The organism is Paenibacillus sp. FW507-14B1B (assembly GCF_058781425.1).
This window is the reverse complement of record NZ_JBYSWS010000003.1, coordinates 485,965-504,318: the sequence shown is the minus strand read 5'-3', so window position 1 is coordinate 504,318 and position 18,354 is coordinate 485,965. Positions and strand designations below refer to the sequence as shown.

Sequence of the window (18,354 nt, the reverse complement as noted above, 5' to 3'; positions counted from 1 at the left end):
CATGAATGTGCTATCGACTGGAATGGGCTGGATCGATATCCAGTACGGAGGGCTGAACCGTTATTTTGCCGATTACTCTAGTGCCATGAAAGAACATGGGCATTCTGAACTCGGCTTCATTGTAGCACCACAGGGATCTGAAATAAGTACGGATCTGAATATCAAGAATGTCACACATGAAAATGATATCAAGCATTATTTGCCCCGAATGAGATTAGTCAAAAAGCATACGTATCAAGCGGTGCGTTCTTTTCATCCAGATGTCTTTAACCCTCATTTTGCATTTTATACCACGATGATTACGAGAAGGCTCATCCCTTCTCACATACCGATAGTTACACACTTTCATGGACCATGGGCCTTGGAAACAGAGGTCCAACAAGAGAACACAAAAGCTAACGCCGTAAAAGAAACCAAGTTCTGGATCAAAAAACAAGTAGAGCAACTAACGTATCGCCGTTCGGATAGCTTCATCGTACTGAGTGAATATTTTCGAGATGTATTGACTGAAACCTACGGTGTAGACGAGCGGAAAATACACATCATTCCCGGCGCAGTGGATCATAATCGCTTCCGGCCGCATCCTAACCGCAAGGAATTGAGATTACAATTAGGTATCGCTGCGAATCAACCTTTGCTCTTCTGCATTAGAAGACTTGTTCGTAGAATGGGTATTGATCGTTTGATCCATGCTATGGCGCATGTCGTTCGTGTACACCCAGAGGTTCGATTATTCATCGGTGGAGATGGGCCAATGCGTGCAGAATATGAGGAGCTAATCCGTCAGCTTGGTCTTTCTTCTAATGTTAAACTGCTGGGCAGGATTTCAAATGAGGAGCTCGTCCAGTACTATCAGGCTGCGGATATCAGTCTTGTTCCGACACTCACGCTCGAGGGATTTGGCCTTATTACAGTAGAGTCCCTTGCATGTGGAACACCGGTGCTTGGAACTCCATATGGAGGGACGAAAGAGATTTTGCATCAGGTATCGGATGAATTGATGTTTAAAGACGGAACCTCAGAATCGATAAGTAAGAAGATTATCGACGTGCTGAACAAGGATTCTTTCCTCCCTTCCCGGGAAGCGTGCAGAGAGCATGTATTGAATCGTTATACATGGAGTAGAGTGGCAGAAGCAGTGACTGAGGTTTTTACAGAAGAAGTTGAGAAGAGAAAGGTATTCAGAAGATGAAAATCGCCTTTTATAATCATACAAGTATGATCAGTGGTGCGGAGATCAGTCTCTTGTTGACCGCTAAAAATTTACCGGAGGCACACCCGATTATTTTTGCCCCTGAAGGAGAATTGCTGCAGAAGGCACGCAGTGAAGGCATCGAGGTTGTTGCTCTCCCTAGTTTTCGGGCTAGGATGACACGAAATCCTATTCTTCTTATCGTTTACATGATCGGAATGCTATGGGCAGGATGGAAACTTGCTCTTCTTATGAAAAAAAGTCAGGTGGATCTCATACATGCTAATTCAATTCGGGCTGGTATGATGGCTGGAATTTTTAGGTGGTATCACCGGTTACCCGTTGTATGGCATGTAAGAGATATGCCCCCGCAGGGATTTATCGGAGAGCTTATTAAAAGGCTTGCAGGGAGTACATCTCAAGCACTTATCGGCATCTCCGAGTCGGTCATTCAAGGGATTGATCATCCTTCTGTAGCTGGACGGTGCCATCTTGTACATAATGGTGTTGAACTAAAGAGTTTTAGTAAGATACGAAAACAATTGATAAAAGAGAGAATTCGTGCAGAATTACAAACACCTCAGGAAGCACAAGTGCTCACGATTATCGGTCAAATTGCTCCTTGGAAGAGACAAGAAGATGCAATAGAAGCATTCGCGAATCTTGTTCGTGAGGAGCGAGATGCGATTCTATGGATTGTCGGCGAGGCGAAGTTCCGGCAAGAGAATGAACAATATCTAGGCAGACTGCACGAGAAGGTAAGACTAATGGGCCTTGAAGATCAAGTGAAGTTCACAGGATTTAGAGAAGATGTATTGGAGATCTGCTGTGCTGCAGATCTCCTTTTATTATGTTCTGACCATGAACCTTTCGGACGGGTCATTATTGAAGCGATGTCACAAGGTACTCCTGTGATAGGAACAAGAGGTGGAGGGGTCCCTGAGATCATTGAACATGGAATGAGCGGGTTCATGTATGAGATCGGGAATACGGAAGAACTAACACATTATATCCGTCAGGTGCTGGATGATCAGGTTGTATGGTCTTCGTTAAGCTATAACGGTCAGGAGAGAGCGAAGGATATGTTCTCCATTAAGCAAACCTCTCATAAAGTTGAATTGATCTATAGGGAGCTGTTGTCGAGACCCGGAGCCGTGGTCATGGAGCATCAGCGGGCAAAGGAGATCGTATAATGCGGAATTTGAAAGTAGCCATTGTACATGACTATATGAACCAAATGGGCGGAGCGGAGCGAGTCGTAGCTGTATTCCACAAGATGTTTCCGGAAGCGCCTATTTATACAACGATTGTTGATCGTAATAAATTACTTTCAGAATTTGAAGATGCGGATATCAGGACGACTTGGATGCAGCGAATACCAGGGATATTGAGCAAATTCAAGCTGTTTTTCTGGCTATACCCATTCGCTGTGCGGACCATGAATGTGAAAGGTTATGATCTCATCCTTAGCTCCAGTAGTGCCTATGCAAAAGGAGTGCGTAAGGGGACTCAAGGTATACATGTATGCTACTGTCATGCCCCGATGCGCTTTGCTTGGGATTTTGAAACTTATATGGATAGCGTTAAAGTTCCAAGTATTGTGAAACGTATGGCAAAATGGTTCACCTACCCACTTCAGTCATGGGATAAGAAAAACTCGAAACAAGTTGATTATCTCATTGCCAACTCCAGTATCGTGAAAAAGAGAATTAAAACGTGGTATGGAATGAATGCTTCGATTATATTTCCTCCGGTAGAAATTAGCCGATTCGATATTAGTGAAGAAAAGCCGGGGGATTATTTCCTTATAGTCTCAAGATTAGTTTCCTACAAAAGAATCGACCTTGCAGTAGAAGCATGTACTCGATTGGGTCAGCGGCTACTCGTTGTTGGAGATGGGCCAGATCGACAGAGACTTGAACAACTGGCAGGGGAGACTGTTACTTTTCTTGGAAGGAAAAGTGATGAAGAGGTTGTTCGATATATGCAGCATTGTAAAGCGTTAATATTCCCCGGTATTGAGGATTTTGGAATTACACCGCTCGAAGTAAATGCTTGCGGCAGACCGATTCTTGCTTACCATGAGGGCGGAGCACTCGACACGGTTGTGGCTGAAAAGACCGGGCTGTTCTTCGAAGAGCAGACTGTAGATTCACTGTCCAAAATCATAAAGCGTTTTGATCATTATGAATGGAATCCTGAACAAATCCGACAACATGCGGAGAAATTTAGTGAACACTTATTTATAGAGCGGTTGCAGTCCAGTATTGATGGATTGCTCAGAGCAAAGAAAATTGACGCTAAGCTTACGGAAGTCGAAGGGAGTTATTAACGATGCACATCGTTCTATTGTCTGGAGGCAGCGGCAACCGATTATGGCCGTTATCCAATGAGACGCGTTCTAAGCAGTTTCTAAAAATATTGGATGGAGAGCCAGGACGTCGTCAGTCGATGGTTCAGAGAGTGTGGAATCAGCTAGGACAAATGAACCTTCAACAATTCACAATTGTGGCAACCGGAAATTCCCAAGTTGAGCTACTCCAGAACCAGCTCGGGTATGAAGTGGAAATTATCGTTGAACCAGAACGCAGAGATACTTTACCTGCTATATCCTTGTCAGCGGGTTATTTGTATTCCATGAAGGGTGTCAGCCCAAGTGAGATTGTTATCGTACTTCCGGTTGATCCATTTGTAGAGGATCATTTTTTTGCGAAAATAAAGGAATTAGAAACGTTAATGCTGGAGACAGGCGCTGATCTAGGACTGATGGGGGTCACGCCGGATCATCCCTCCTCAAAATTTGGTTATATCGTTCCAGAGTCGGCATCAACCTTGGGGAATGGATCTGAATTCTACAAAGTGAGCCACTTTGTAGAGAAACCAGAAGAAGAATATGCACTTCGCCTTATCGAACAATCTGCACTTTGGAATTGCGGCGTGTTTGCTTTCCGGCTCGAATATCTCCTTAACTATCTGCAGGGGCAAACGCTTCCTATTCAATACTTTGAACTACTTCAGCAATATGGCCGTATAGACAAAACGAGCTTTGATTATGCCGTGGTAGAGAAAGCGGAAAACATTGTCGTCATGCCCTATAAAGGTGTGTGGAAGGATCTGGGTACCTGGGATGCGCTGACTGAAGAAATTCAGTCTACTTTAATCGGAAAAGGGACTCTAACCGACGATTCTATAAATACACATGTTATCAACGAATTAGATATTCCTATAACGGTGATCGGAGCCCATGATTTAATTGTGGCTGCAAGCCCTGACGGGATTTTAGTATCTGACAAAAAAGCTAGTACTCGGATAAAAGAAGTGATCCAATTCGGAGATCAACGTCCGATGTATGAAGAACGCCGTTGGGGACGTTACCGCGTACTTGATTATATTAAGTATCCGAATGGAAACGAAGTATTAACGAAGCGTATATGCATTCTTGAAGGCCAGAACCTGAGTTATCAGTACCACATGCTTCGTAGTGAAGTGTGGACTGTGGTGTCCGGTGAAGGTGAGATGGTACTTGATGATACCGTTCGCATGATTGGAAAGGGAGATGTTATCGTTATTTCGGCGGAAGCCAGGCATAGCCTAAGGGCGATTACAGACATTGAGATCATTGAGGTACAGACGGGTAGTGAATTGATTGAAGATGACATTGTGAGACTCGCAATGAATTGGGATGAAATTAAAGTCAATGTGATGAGCTGATCATCTTCATAATTAGGAGTGAAGTAGAATGAAAATTACGGTCATTGGTACAGGATACGTTGGATTAGTATCAGGCGTATGCTTCTCAGAGCTTGGCAACGAAGTGATATGCACGGATAAGATTGAGGCGAAAATTGATCTGTTAAATAGTGGAGAGGTGCCGATCTATGAACCTGGTCTTCAATCATTGGTTGTCTCGAACATGGAGGCTGGGAACCTCAGTTTTACAACAGATCTGGATTCATCCGTGAAACGGTCTGATATGATAATCATCGCTGTAGGAACACCTTCGTTACCTAATGGTCAAGCTAATTTGAGTTATATAGAGCAGGCAGCCAAGGAAATTGGGCAAGCGATGAATGGTTACAAAGTTATCGTAACAAAAAGTACGGTTCCTGTTGGAACCAACGAAAAGATCAGGGAGATCATAGCTCAGTACACGAAAGAACCTTTCGATATTGCCTCCGTACCTGAATTCTTACGTGAGGGAACCGCTGTTCAAGATACGCTTCATCCGGACCGGATCATCATCGGTACGGACAGTAAGTGGGCAGAAGAACAACTCGTTGAGCTACACAAGACGTTAACTAATAATATTGTCGTAACAGATGTACGAAGCGCTGAAATGATTAAATATGCTTCGAATGCTTTTCTAGCAACGAAGATTTCCTTTATAAATGAAATTGCCAATATATGCGAGAAGGTTGGAGCTGATGTGACTAAGGTAGCCCATGGAATGGGTTATGACAAGCGCATTGGCTCTTCTTTTTTGAAAGCAGGCATCGGATATGGAGGATCTTGCTTTCCGAAAGATACACAAGCCCTTATTCAGATTGCTGGACAAATGGACTATGATTTTAAGCTTCTGAAATCTGTTGTAGAGGTCAATCATGAGCAACGCTACAACGTTATTCGAAAGCTAGAAAGCGTCTTAGGCGAATTGAAAGGAGCAACAATCGGTATATGGGGCTTAGCGTTTAAGCCTGAAACAGATGATGTTCGGGATTCTCCGGCATTTGAGATTATTGCTGCATTGGAGGAGAGGGGGGCCATCGTAAAAGCTTACGATCCAATAGCCACTGATAATTTCAGAAATAACTTCAATTTCAGCAGATTAACCTACTGTGCGAGCGCGAAAGAAGCGGCTTGGCAGGCAGATGCACTTTGTATATTAACGGAGTGGAACGAGTTTCAACAGATCGCTTTAGACGATATTGAGAGTTGGCTGAAATCGCCGTATTTAATTGACGGAAGAAATATATATAGTGAAGAGCAATTGGCGGGCACACAGCTTGGATATTATTCAGTTGGTCGCCCTGGAATGAACAAGGGTGTGAAGGAGCAAGTGCCTGTAAGTTCACTATAATTGGGCTACTCTTTCGGTAGTTCCATTGTGCAATTTAGGAGGTAGGGTCATTGATACTAGAAGATGCGATTGAGCTCGACATGAATGACATCTCGAAAGAGATGTCATTTTTGCTATATATTTTGCGTGATCATACTCAAGACGAAATGCTCTTTCAGCAATATACAGAAGATTTAGACTGGCATCTGTTCAGGAAGCTCGTAATGCATCACCGTGTATATCCGCTTGTATATCTCAAGTTGAAGGGAATTAGTTCAACTATCATTCCGTCTCATATTAGGGAATCACTTCATGTTGAGTACCATAAGAACACTATGAAAATGCTGCATTTAAGCCGTGAAATGAGTCATATTTGCGAAGCGTTTACGAGCAGTGGAGTTCGTAACTTGTTGTTAAAGGGACCTATTCTGGCTACGCAGCTTTATGGAGACTTAGCGCACAGAACATCTAAAGATCTGGATATACTTGTCGCTGAAGATGAAGTGGAGAAGGCAGGAGAAATATTAGTGCAGCTTGGTTATGTGTTGCAGGATGAATATGTCCTCGGCAATTGGAAGAAGAAGTCGCACCATCTCTCCTATGAGCATTCAAAGCATGGGACCCAGATTGAAATTCACTGGCGTTTAAATCCTCATTACAGTAAGTCATATTCCTTCGATAAGCTGTGGGAACGGAAGAACGACGTGTTCCTGTCGAATCATACGTTTCATTATTTAGGGAATGAGGATTTACTCTACTATTTAACCGACCATGGAGCCAGGCATGGCTGGTTTCGATTACGCTGGTTAATGGATATTGAACGATTGCTTCCTCGGATCGACAGCGAGAGGATGAGACAACACTCTGATCAGTACGGTGGGAAGCAGTTCGCTGGGCAGGCCTTCATTCTATTGGCATTATTACTCTCAACGAGGATTCCTCCAGAGTTGGAAAGCTTAACAATTAGTGCAAAATCACATCGACTTGCAGGAATGGCCCTTCATTACATTAAAAGAATTGTTAGATTAAACCCAGTACCTGAAAAAAGTGTGGCTTGGCATTATAACCGCTATCTTTTTTCGTTAATGTCAGGACAGCAAAAAATCGCTTATATTTTAAATAAGTTTCAACCAAGCTCGCAGGATGCACTTTTGTTACCGTTACCTAAATCGCTTCATTTTCTCTACTTCCCTCTTAGACCCTTCCTATGGCTCCGGAGGTATTTTAAAAGAGCATCAGCATTAAAGGGATAACAAATCTTAGGATAAGCTTGTTTCCCTTGTTAGATATTCTCCTGATCCATCCCCTCAAAAGCCCATAATCACTCACAAACCATGTATACAAATCGGCACACCATTGTTATAATTGATACATATTGTATCGTTAAAGTTTAAGGGGAGGTTCAAGTCCATGAGCGTTGAAATCATCACAGCAGTTGATCTTATCGTACAATCCGAAGGTTTCCTGGTCAGTGATATGGATGGCGAAAAGGTGATGCTGAGCATCGAGAACGGGAAGTATTATAACTTAGGTCTGATCGGTGGCCGGATCTGGGAGCTGGCTTCTACTCCAGTGACTGTTACGGGCATGGTTGAGCAATTAGTAGCGGAGTATGAGATCGAACCTGAGGTATGCGAGCAGCAAGTGCAGACATTTTTGAAGCAGCTAATCGCTGAGGGGCTTGTGCAGGTGAAGCAGCAATAATGCGTCTCTATAGAAAATTACGCAAGTTTATATCGTATCCCTTAGATATGAAGCGAATGTTCTTTGAAGCGTATTTCTACTTAGCCTGGGGGAGGGTGTTCAAGCTTCTTCCCTTCTCTAAGGTAGCGCCCTCTTTAGGCGAGCGCATGAAGGAGACTCCCGTTACAGGTTATACGGAGCAGGATCTTCTGCTGTTACGTAAAATCTCCAGATCGATTCATGTGATGAGCCGCCTAACCTTATGGGAGAGTCAATGTATGGTTAAGGCGGTCGCCGCGATGAAGATGCTGGAGCGAAGAGGGATTCCGAGCACACTCTATCTGGGAAGTGGACGGGATGACAAGGGGCAGATGGCCGCTCATGCCTGGCTTCGCAGTGGTCCGTATATTCTAACCGGTAAAGAAGGTCATGAGAGATATGCTGTTGTAGGGATTTTCGGGAAAGATGTACAGCGAGCGGCTCTATCGCCCATGAGGCGGTGAACGGATCATCCGCACAAGGAGTTTTGTATATTGAAGGATTTATTTTATTTTATTCGCAAAATGCACTATTTCGCAGGCGTGAAGCTATACATAAATATGATAATGACTTTGCTCATTAGTTTACTTGACGGCATAGGCATCTATTTGATCATTCCACTCCTCAGCATTATAGGTGTATTTGATACGAATCTGGATGGGATACCGCTGGTCTCCACATTGCAGAGTTTCATCAATTCGTGGTCGTTTGAATTGAATCTGCCCATGATATTGGCGTTATATGTCTTGATCGTTGGGGGACAGGCACTTCTTCAGCGGAGTCAAACCTTATTAAACGGGAAGATTCTGCAGGGCTTTATTCGTACACTTCGAGTGGAGACGTATCAGGGATTACTGCGGGCGAAGTGGGAGTTCTTCTTGCGCAGACGAAAGTCGGACTTCAACCATGTTATGACTAACGAGCTCGGGCGAGTCAATTATGGAACCTCTTTATTTTTGCAGATGATCACTTCTGCTCTGTTCACGGTAATACAGATAGGTCTTGCTCTATGGTTGTCACCGATGTTAACGCTAGTTGTACTCGTTAGTGGTGGGCTGCTTGCTCTATTCGGGCGAAGGTTTATTAAGAAATCGAAGCATATTGGAGAGCAGACAACAGAGTTGTCTAAGTATTATTTTGCAGGAATTAGTGATCATTTCAATGGGATTAAGGATATCAAAAGCAATCGACTCGAGAAGTCTCATATTGACTGGTTCAACAATTTATCTCGAAAAATGGAACAAAACTTCATCCAATTCGGCAAAATGAACTCTTTGTCCCAGCTTATCTATCGCTTCTCTTCGGTTATATTGGTTGCTGGCTTCGTGTATCTCGCGCTTGAGGTGCTACATACACCAGCAGAGCAGTTGATTGTCGTTGTTCTCATCTTCTCGCGTCTGTGGCCAAGGTTTATTAGTATCCAATCCAATACGGAGCAGCTTGCTTCTAATTTTCCCGCGTTTCAAGCCATGCGCAAGTTGCAGATGGAATATGAGACCGGTCAGGAACTTGGGGATGTGACAGCTGTTTCTAAACCGCATGAGTTTCGAATGGAGCAAGGCATCGAATGCCGGAATGTTGATTACCGGTATGATCACAATTCATCTGTATATGCACTGTGGGATATTAATGTCCAGATCCCTGCGAATCGCATGACTGCAATTGTAGGTAAATCCGGTGCCGGTAAAAGCACACTGATCGATATGCTCATGGGACTCATTCAACCGGAAAAAGGTGAAGTCTTGATCGATGGTGTATCGCTTCGCGATGAGCAGCAGCTTCTTGGACTGCGCGGGGCTATCGGTTACGTTGCACAAGATCCTTTCCTCTTTAATGAGAGTATTCGGGATAACTTGAAGCTCGTTGCTCCTAATGCAGACGACGATGAACTATGGGAAGCGCTGAGGTTCTCCGCTTCGGAAGAATTTGTACGCAAGCTTCCGCAAGGACTGGATACGGTAATTGGGGATCGCGGAATCCGATTATCCGGGGGCGAACGGCAGCGGGTCGTGCTTGCAAGAGCCATCTTAAAGCGCCCATCGATTCTTGTATTAGATGAAGCGACAAGTGCGCTGGATAGTGAGAATGAAAAGCTTATTCAAAATGCGTTAGAACTTCTCAAAGGTAGCATGACGATTATCGTTATTGCGCATCGCCTGTCCACGATCCGCAATGCGGATCAGGTTATTGTGATGGAAGAGGGAAGTGTGATTCAACAAGGTGGCTATCATCAATTGTCCCAGGAGAGCAAGGGCACTTTTAAGCAGTTGCTCAATTATCAGACAGGTGTTCAGGTGTAGTAAGCTAGTAGGCGGCTGGAGTCGTCAGAAGAAGCCGTCCTTTCAGTTTGAAAGGGCGGCATCCTATTCCCATTTAGTGGTCGTATCTATCTCACCTCTGTCCATGCTATAATCAATATATCGAAAGCAAGCAGTCACCTAACGAATTCGCATAGCGTAGAGGGTTATTCTTGAGACGACAATAACCTTGTACCATATGTGAATTTTTATTTTTTTAAGAGATTTTGTGAGAAGTTTTTTTGAGAGTAAGAACATATGTAATAAAAATTAGGTGGTAATTGAATTATGCAAACAGGAACAGTGAAATGGTTTAACGGAGAAAAAGGATTTGGCTTCATCGAGATCGAAGGCGGCAATGATGTATTCGTACATTTTAGCGCAATCGTAGGAGACGGCTACAAATCATTGGACGAAGGCGACCGCGTCGAGTTCAATATCGTAGAAGGCCAACGTGGCCCACAAGCTGAGAATGTCGTAAAACTCTAATATTGAGTATGAGAACCCCCACAGCCATATGGCTGCGGGGGTTCTTTGTCTAGTTGTACTCATAAATCAAACAAAGCCCCGCAGTAGCGGGGCCTTGTCGTAACTAACAATAATCTTACTTAGCATACAAGTTGAAATGGGAGAGAGAACCAACTTACCTGTAAATAAGGATTACTGTGTCAATTTAGGTGTGTTCTCAGGAACGGTTCTAGCATGCGTAGCTTGCTCGAAGGAATAAGCAAGGTCAAGCAGCTTCTGTTCGCTGTACGCTGTGCCAAGGAATGAGATACCAGCAGGTACGCCTGCTTCTACAACACCAGCAGGTACAGTAACTTCAGGGAATCCTGTAGCGGATGCTACATAACTAGCAGCATAGGTATCGTAAGCGTTGCAGTCATAGCTAGGATCTTCTTTGTCAAAACGGTTTGAAGCAGGGCAAGACATCGTAGGGAATACGATTGCGTCTAGTTTGTTGTCTTTCATGATTTTTTCGATTTCTTTACGAGTCTTTGGCATTTCTTTATTAACGATGTTCTTATATTCTTTGGAATTCAGGGTATCTGCTTGTGCAAGTGCTGTCTTCAAACCTTCAAGACGCGCAGGGTTTACAGGTGTTGCTGAATTCATGACTTCAGGAGATTCACTGATATCGATAACTTCTTGTAGTGTCTTAGGACCGTTACCAGGAATGAAGCTCAGGTATTTTTCGAATTGGCTTTTGAATTCTGCATCTCCAACAGGTCCAAGTACTGGAGTCCAGAGATACTTCGTTTGATCAGAGAAAGAAACAGGAACAACAGAAGTTCCCATATGTAACATCGTAATAATCGCTTGGTTCGTAATAGCATCGATCTCTTTATTGTCACCAAAGAAGTCCGTTGCTACACCGATACGTGCTGTCTTCAGTGAATTAGCGTCTAGTGCAGTAGCGTAATCTTGAACATATTTATCTGCGTGTTTTGTAGCTTCATCTGCTTTATCTTTTCCAGCCATAGCTGTGAGCAGGGTACTTACATCTTTGACACTGCGTGCCATAGGGCCTGTTACATCCAGGGAAAGAGAAGAAGGAATAACACCGTCACGGCTGGTCAAGCCCAGCGTTGGACGAATTCCTACTAGACCGGTAACATTGGCAGGACCTCTGACAGAACCGGAAGTGTCCGTTCCAAGACCGAATACAGCAAAGTTAGCTGCAACAGCTGCAGCACTACCGCTGCTAGAACCAGATGCATCACGATTCAGATTGTAAGGATTAAGTGTCAAACCACCCATGGAGCTATATCCTAGTCTGCCATAAGAAGCAGCAAGCTCAGACATATTGGTTTTGGCAATTACAATCGCACCTGCATCGATCAACTTTTGTACCGTATACGCGTTTTTAGTAGGATAGATATCCTTCAGAGCTACGGATCCAGCCGTAGTAGGCATACCCACCACGTCATAGTTATCTTTCACAACAAATGGAATACCATGAAGGCTGCTTCTAGGTCCTTTGGTTGCGCGCTCAGCATCGAGTGCTTGTGCTGTTTCAAGAGCTTTATCATTTATAGTAATGATGGAATTGATTGCTGGGCCTTGTTTATCAAAGGTTTCAATACGATGTAAATAGTATTCAACCAGTTCTTCCGAAGTAATAGTATTGTTATTTAACGCATTTGCAATTTCCTCAATGCTTTTCTCAAATGGATCAAATGCTGTTTTCCCTGCTTCGGCCTGTGCTTGATTCCACGGGAACAAGGATACGACTAGCAAAATAGCTAGTAGACCTTTCAAATTAAACAGTTTGTTTCTCACGTGTCCTACCTCCTGATGTCTGTTTGATAGTTCCTAGTACTTAATTTTGTTTTTTTCTCCCCCTTAGTATCTATCGTCCATAGTCCTGAAAAAATGAATAGAATCCGACAAAAGTACCTAATATTCGATTTTTTCATTCGACAATATTTAACAAAATGTGATCTTCTGCCGATAGTATGGTATAGAGAAAAATACATTTAAGGGTAGAAAACGGAGGAGAGACATCTTGAGAAAGAAGTTGCAGTGGAATTTAAAGATTCAACTACTGGTTACGATGGTTGTTCTGGTAGTGCTGTCTACACTATCGCTGGGTATAGCCGTAGACCACAAAGTAAAGACAGACATGGAAGAAAATTTCTATGAGGCTACGCGCAAGGAAATCACACAGGTTAGTGGTGCCATGAACCTGTATTTCAATACGGTGAATGAGTCGGTTGAATACTTTGCGAATTTACCTATTGTGAAGAAGATTGATAGCTCGATTACCTCTTACATAGATGCAGAAGGAGAAGACGGGACTATACAGATGACCCCATCCAAAAAGGGTGGTATGGAATCCCAAATCTATAACTCATTTTTGAATTACGCGAATACGCATCCTAATGTTGCTTATATTTACATGGGAACGAAAGATGGAGGATACATACAATGGCCGGAAGGTACATCGAACGAGAAATTTGACCCTAGACCTAGAGCTTGGTACACACAGGCTATAGAGAACCCGGATAAGGTCATGCGTTCTGGAGCTTACGCTTCCTTTACAGGAAACGTTCCGATTGTCAGCTCTTCTGTTACGATCAAGGATAAGGCCGGGAATGTTGTCGGAGTTCAAGGTGTCGATGTAAGCTTGGAGTCACTGACCAAAACAATTAATGATATTAAGATCGGTAAGACCGGATACGTTATACTTGCAGACCAAACGGATACGATTCTTGCAAATCCGAAGAATCCTGAAATGAACTTCAAAACATTGAAAGATCTCAATGTGAAGGAATTAGCAGAGATCGACAAGATGGTGGATAAGAATTTTGATATCACTATGGATGGTAAGAATTACACCGCAAGCGTGTATGTATCACCAGAAACCGGGTGGAAATATATTTCGATGATGGACAAGAGTGAAATTGCCGAATCCATTAATGCTATCCGAAAAATCATTTTCATTATCACAGCGATTATTACGCTTCTCGCAATTGGAGCTTCCTTGTTATTAGCTGGTGCAATTACGAAGCCGATCAATGCGGCAGTATCATATTTGCAGCAAATCGGTAGTGGCAATCTTGCAACAGAAATTCCTGAATCAATGTTGAAAAAGAAAAGCGAAGTCGGTACCATGGTCCGGGCGATTAATGATATGAAAATGGACATTCAGAAGATGATCGGTGGGATTTCTGGTTCAGCACATATCGTCTCACAATCAGCAGTCAGTCTAAAAGACAGCATGGATCAGACGCAAATGGCCTCTTCACAAATTACGGAGTCCATTATTCAGCTCTCCACTGCTTCCAGTGATGAAGCGAATACGGTTATGCAAGGCTCAGAAAAGGTAGAGGAGCTCGGTGGAGCCATCGATCAGGTTACAGGGTCCACACAGGAAATACTGAGACTGGCTCACCATACAAGTGAACTGAATCAACGGGGAATTGGCATTGTGCAAGAATTGGTAGGTCGCTTTAATAGCACGCTTCAATCCTCTGAGCAATCCGTGCAGGCAATCAATGACGTGAACGACAGTGCAGGTGAGATCAGTTCCATTCTGGTCACCATCCTTGAAATCTCAAGACAGACGAATCTGCTGGCTCTAAACGCTTCTATTGAAGCTGCAAGAGCGGGTGAGCATGGACGAGGCTTCGCCGTTGTAGCTTCCGAGATCCGTAAGCTTGCGGAGCAATCGGCCTCTGCGGTGAATGATATAGGGCAGATTATTACGAATGTTAACACCCAGGTAGGAGCAGCCGTTCAAGCGATCGGGTCTTCTAGAGAGCTATTCATCAATCAGGAATCCGCAGTTCGGGAAACAGAATCGGTCTTTAATGATATTATGGTCTCTGTAGATAGCCAGATGGGTAAGGCAGGACAAGTTAACGATCATATCCAAGTGATGATTGCAAAACGTAATGACCTCATGGATGTCTTCACGAATATCTCTGCTATTACCGAGGAGAATGCTGCTATAACGCAAGATGTATCTGCGGCGGCTGAAGAGCAGCTTGCAACGATTGATAATGTGGCTGGTTATCTGACTCAGCTTAAGGGACTTTCCAAGGACCTTGAAGAAAATATTAAGAAGTTTACGATTAATAACAAGTAATCACGGGGAAAATGCTGCTCAAGAGGTCACTCTTGGGCGGCTTTTTTTATAGATATATACTGAAGATGGAAGACGGGAGGCTCTTAAAGGTGTACCCTGCACTAGTAATCATGACATTCCCATATAGTGGTCGTATCTATCTTCCCCTGAGCATGCTATAATCAATATATCGAAAGCAAGCAGTCACCTAACGAATTCGCATAGCGTAGAGGGTTATTCTTGAGACGACAATAACCTTGTACCATATGTGAATTTTTATTTTTTTAGAGATTTTGTAAGAGATTTTTTGAGAGTAAGAACACATGTAATAAAAAATAGGTGGTAATTGAATTATGCAAACAGGAACAGTGAAATGGTTTAACGGAGAAAAAGGATTTGGCTTCATCGAGATCGAAGGCGGTAACGATGTATTCGTACATTTTAGCGCAATCGTAGGAGACGGCTACAAATCATTGGACGAAGGCGACCGCGTCGAGTTCAATATCGTAGAAGGCCAACGTGGCCCACAAGCTGAGAATGTCGTAAAACTCTAATATAGAGCATTAAAAGATCTATAGCCTTAAGGCTATAGATCTTTTTTTGTTGTTTATGATTATCGCTTCAAGCTGTTTCTGTTAGAGCACACAAGATCCATACGCTAGCGGGTAACCCATTGCTGCTGTTTATAGAGTAAATGGTAAATTTGAGTATAGCAAAGTCAAAATGCGTATATTGCTGGGCTGGAAAGCAAGGGCCTATAATATGAACAAAAGAAAGCGTTTTCTTAAATGTCCGAATTGATAAAGGGGGAGAATGATAAGTATGAAGCTTTTCTTTAAGAACTTATTGATGGCTACTTTGGTATCTATGTTAGTTGTTGTTACTGCATGTAGTAGTGCCTCGCCAGGCAAAACGGAGGAGAACAATTCGCTCGATCAAGCGGATGCGGCTGACTTCAATCCGATGGCAAAGTATGATCCACCGATCGAATTAACGACGGTAAGATCGATATCAAACATCAAGTTTGATGAAGGGGAAACGATTGATAAAAATGCTGTGTACGATGCATATGAGAAAGATTTAGGTATCCGCATTAAAAACCAGTGGGTGGCGGAGAAATACTCAGAGAAGCTGAAGATTAGTATTGCTTCGAACGATATTCCAGACTTTTTCAGAGTCAGTGCAGCTGAGATGAATCAGTTGTATGAAGCGGATATGATCATGGACATGACGGAGTATTTTGATAAATATGCTACAGAGGCGACGAAGAAATGGTTCAACCTTGATGGAGGGCGGCAGTTGAGCACGGCGACCTTTGATGGTCGGCTTATGGCCATACCAGCTACGGATAATCCGTATAACTCTTCCAATTACCTATGGATTCGTAAAGATTGGCTTGAAAAGGTAGGATTGCCTAAGCCGAGTACGATGCAAGATGTGATCAAGATTGCTGAAGCGTTTGCGAAGCAAAATCCAGGCGGAGCAGATAAAACCTATGCTTTTGCCCTGAATAGTGATTTTATTGCGAACGGTGCTTATGATTTACAAGGATTTTTCAATGGATACCACGCTTACCCTAATTACTGGGTGAAGGATAGCAACGGTAAGCTGAGTTACGGCTCCATTATGCCAGAAATGAAGCCAGCACTGAAGCAGCTGCAGGATATGTATAAAGCAGGCTTGATCGATCCCGAGTTCGCTGTTAAGGATGCGGATAAAGAGAATGAGCTTGTCGTAAATAATCAGATTGGTATGGCATATGGCGCTTTCTGGCTAAGTATTTGGCCACTTCAATCCGCAGCTGTACAGAATGATAAGTTGGTACAGGATTGGGAGGCGTATCCGATCGTTTCCGCAGACGATAAACCAGCTAAATCATCTACGGATATAGGGGTTAGCAGTTATATCGCTGTATCTAAGAAATCCAAAAATCCAGAAGCCGTCATGAAGATCATTAATAAATGGGTTGAAGTACAAACGGACCTGAATGATAGCAATAAGGTTTATATGTTTGGTAAATCCGGTGTAGACAAGAGTGCGTTACTGTGGAAGATCAATCCGACAACCTTCTTTGCACAAGATGAGAACTTGTATGCAGGTCAACTCTTACCAAAGGCTATTGAAGCGAAAGATCCATCTCTGCTCGGTACGAACCCAGAAGTACGTTCGCGCTATAACCGTGTGCAGGATTACTTGAAGGGCGATTTATTCAACTGGAACGAGTGGGCGATCAGTAAGCCTGGGGGCTCCTTTGCTATCATGGATCAATATAACCAAGAGGGGCGTTTCCAAGTGGATGAGTTCTACGGGCCACTCACACCTAGCATGATCGACAAGAAAGGAATATTAAACGAGAAAACAAAGGAAATCTTCACGAAGATTATTATGGATAAAGCACCCGTAGATGAGTTTGATAAGTTCGTAGAAGAATGGAAGAAGCTCGGTGGCGAACAAATGACTAATGAAGTCAATGAATGGTATGAGCAAGTGAACAAGTAAACATTTTCGGTGAAAAGAGATATTCGGTAGATGGGTGATTCACTCGTTTACCGAATATTCTCTTCTTCTAGCTGTTATTTTTTACGGAGGGGATATAGATGCTTAAGTTACTGCGGAATGAAAAGCTACCCTTGCATCTCATGCTCGTGCCTAGCTTAATTCTTCTGGCTATATACGCTTACTGGCCAATGGTTGGAAGTGTCATGGCATTTCAAAGATTCATACCAACCAAAGGTATTTTCCATTCCCCGTGGGTAGGGTGGGATAATTTCACCTATTTGCTGGATCTTCCGGATACCAAAAGAGTAGTTGTGAACACGCTTGTCATCGCGTCAATGAAGATTGTTGTCGGACTAATCGTACCGATTTTTGTTGCATTGCTACTGAATGAGGTTAGAAAAAACTTCTTCAAGAGAACCTTTCAGACGCTTGTATATCTACCACACTTTTTATCATGGGTTATCTTGGGTGGGATACTCATTGACCTGCTGTCACCTTCGACGGGATTAGTTAATTCTTTTCTCAGAGTGTTCGGCGTTGATCCGATCTTCTTTCTCGGGGATAACCAGTGGTTCAAATTCGTGATCGTTAGTTCGGATGTGTGGAAAGAGTTCGGATTCAATACGATTGTATATTTAGCAGCATTAACAGCGATCAATCCTTCATTGTACGAAGCTGCTGAGATGGATGGTGCGAGCAGACTTCGTCAGACATGGCATATCACACTGCCAGGTATGCTGCCAATTGTGATCTTAATGGCTACGCTCAGTATCGGTAACATATTGAATGCGGGCTTCGATCAAATCTTCAATTTGTACAGTGCACCTGTATATGAGTCCGGCGATATTATTGATACGCTCGTTTACAGACTTGGTATTTTGCAGGCACAATATGGTCTTGCAACTGCGGTCGGCTTGTTCAAATCCATTGTGTCGATGATATTGATTTCGAGTTCATATTATATGGCTTATCGATTTGCTAATTATCGTATTTTCTAGTGCTGCGGAGGTGAGAA

15 protein-coding genes are annotated in these 18,354 nt (G+C 43.2%); 14 read left to right on the top strand and 1 reads right to left on the bottom strand.

Annotated elements, in window-relative coordinates:
- The first annotated feature begins 1 nt into the window (after window position 1).
- The 10 genes from AC3WJJ_RS17930 (at window position 2) to AC3WJJ_RS17885 (ending at window position 10,756) form a co-directional block, all read left to right on the top strand.
- Window positions 2-1,192, top strand: coding sequence for a glycosyltransferase family 4 protein (locus tag AC3WJJ_RS17930; protein ID WP_492542798.1), 1,191 nt, complete (start codon window positions 2-4; stop codon window positions 1,190-1,192).
- On the top strand, window positions 1,189-2,385 hold the full coding sequence (locus tag AC3WJJ_RS17925; protein WP_492542797.1) for a glycosyltransferase family 4 protein: 1,197 nt from the start codon (window positions 1,189-1,191) through the stop codon (window positions 2,383-2,385). Before AC3WJJ_RS17930 ends, AC3WJJ_RS17925 begins: the two co-directional genes overlap by 4 nt.
- Complete coding sequence (locus tag AC3WJJ_RS17920; RefSeq protein ID WP_492542796.1) at window positions 2,385-3,524, top strand: glycosyltransferase; 1,140 nt, start codon at window positions 2,385-2,387, stop codon at window positions 3,522-3,524. Before AC3WJJ_RS17925 ends, AC3WJJ_RS17920 begins: the two co-directional genes overlap by 1 nt.
- A gap of 2 nt (window positions 3,525-3,526) precedes the next feature.
- Entirely contained in the window at window positions 3,527-4,903 is a 1,377-nt protein-coding gene (locus AC3WJJ_RS17915; protein WP_492542794.1) for a sugar phosphate nucleotidyltransferase, read from the top strand.
- Window positions 4,904-4,931: 28 nt separating this feature from the next.
- Window positions 4,932-6,269 (top strand): UDP-glucose dehydrogenase family protein, encoded by a 1,338-nt coding sequence (locus tag AC3WJJ_RS17910; RefSeq protein ID WP_492542792.1) that lies wholly within the window; start codon window positions 4,932-4,934, stop codon window positions 6,267-6,269.
- A gap of 50 nt (window positions 6,270-6,319) precedes the next feature.
- Entirely contained in the window at window positions 6,320-7,501 is a 1,182-nt protein-coding gene (locus AC3WJJ_RS17905; protein WP_492542790.1) for a nucleotidyltransferase domain-containing protein, read from the top strand.
- 157 nt (window positions 7,502-7,658) lie between these two features.
- The gene (locus tag AC3WJJ_RS17900; RefSeq protein WP_492542789.1) at window positions 7,659-7,952 is read left to right on the top strand and encodes a lasso peptide biosynthesis PqqD family chaperone; all 294 of its coding nucleotides are present in this window, start codon (window positions 7,659-7,661) and stop codon (window positions 7,950-7,952) included.
- Window positions 7,952-8,434 carry a lasso peptide biosynthesis B2 protein gene (locus AC3WJJ_RS17895; RefSeq protein ID WP_422659337.1) on the top strand — a complete coding sequence of 161 codons (483 nt, stop codon included), beginning with the start codon at window positions 7,952-7,954 and terminating at the stop codon, window positions 8,432-8,434. Before AC3WJJ_RS17900 ends, AC3WJJ_RS17895 begins: the two co-directional genes overlap by 1 nt.
- Window positions 8,435-8,464: 30 nt before the next feature.
- A complete protein-coding gene (locus AC3WJJ_RS17890) occupies window positions 8,465-10,270 on the top strand; it encodes an ABC transporter ATP-binding protein (protein ID WP_492542787.1) in 1,806 nt (601 codons plus the stop codon).
- Between the two features lie 285 nt (window positions 10,271-10,555).
- Window positions 10,556-10,756, top strand: a complete 201-nt coding sequence (locus tag AC3WJJ_RS17885) for a cold-shock protein (RefSeq protein WP_422659342.1) — start codon at window positions 10,556-10,558, stop codon at window positions 10,754-10,756.
- 171 nt (window positions 10,757-10,927) lie between these two features.
- Here AC3WJJ_RS17885 and AC3WJJ_RS17880 read toward each other — a convergent pair whose 3' ends face one another.
- Window positions 10,928-12,550 (bottom strand): amidase family protein, encoded by a 1,623-nt coding sequence (locus tag AC3WJJ_RS17880; protein WP_492542785.1) that lies wholly within the window; start codon window positions 12,548-12,550, stop codon window positions 10,928-10,930.
- Between the two features lie 226 nt (window positions 12,551-12,776).
- Here AC3WJJ_RS17880 and AC3WJJ_RS17875 point away from each other — a divergent pair, with 226 nt between their 5' ends.
- The 4 genes from AC3WJJ_RS17875 to AC3WJJ_RS17860 all read left to right on the top strand — a co-directional run bounded on the left by AC3WJJ_RS17875 (window position 12,777) and on the right by AC3WJJ_RS17860 (window position 18,337).
- Complete coding sequence (locus AC3WJJ_RS17875) at window positions 12,777-14,861, top strand: methyl-accepting chemotaxis protein (protein ID WP_492542783.1); 2,085 nt, start codon at window positions 12,777-12,779, stop codon at window positions 14,859-14,861.
- 332 nt (window positions 14,862-15,193) lie between these two features.
- Window positions 15,194-15,394: a cold-shock protein gene (locus AC3WJJ_RS17870; protein ID WP_422659342.1), complete on the top strand. Its 201-nt coding sequence runs from the start codon at window positions 15,194-15,196 to the stop codon at window positions 15,392-15,394.
- Window positions 15,395-15,662: 268 nt separating this feature from the next.
- A complete protein-coding gene (locus AC3WJJ_RS17865; protein ID WP_492542781.1) occupies window positions 15,663-17,339 on the top strand; it encodes an extracellular solute-binding protein in 1,677 nt (558 codons plus the stop codon).
- Window positions 17,340-17,437: 98 nt separating this feature from the next.
- On the top strand, window positions 17,438-18,337 hold the full coding sequence (locus tag AC3WJJ_RS17860; RefSeq protein ID WP_492542779.1) for an ABC transporter permease: 900 nt from the start codon (window positions 17,438-17,440) through the stop codon (window positions 18,335-18,337).
- Window positions 18,338-18,354: the final 17 nt, after the last annotated feature.